The organism is Streptomyces sp. GbtcB7 (assembly GCF_019091445.1).
Lineage (GTDB): Bacteria > Actinomycetota > Actinomycetes > Streptomycetales > Streptomycetaceae > Streptomyces > Streptomyces mirabilis.
Map to the genome: position 1 here is coordinate 1 of NZ_JAGXJM010000256.1, position 284 is coordinate 284.

A 284-nucleotide genomic window follows, 5' to 3' on the forward strand; every position below is an offset into this window, starting at 1 on the left:
CCACCATCTCCAAGCTGGCCGTCCTGTTCGGACTGATGGAGCCCCACCGCCCGCGCGTGCGCGCGGGCATGCCCGTCTACGGCACCTGCGCGGGCATGGTCATGCTCGCCGACAAGATCCTCGACCCGCGCTCGGGCCAGGAGACGATCGGCGGCACCGACATGATCGTGCGCCGCAACGCCTTCGGACGTCAGAACGAGTCCTTCGAAGCGGCGGTCGACGCCCGGGGCGTCGAGGGCGATCCTGTAGAGGGCGTCTTCATCCGCGCCCCCTGGGTCGAGTCC

General features: G+C 70.1%; 1 protein-coding gene. It reads left to right on the forward strand.

Going from position 1 to position 284, the window contains the following annotated elements; genetic code table 11:
• A partial coding sequence (gene pdxT, locus KVT44_RS56025; RefSeq protein WP_217576968.1) for a pyridoxal 5'-phosphate synthase glutaminase subunit PdxT occupies positions 1 to 284 on the forward strand: 284 nt, incomplete at both ends.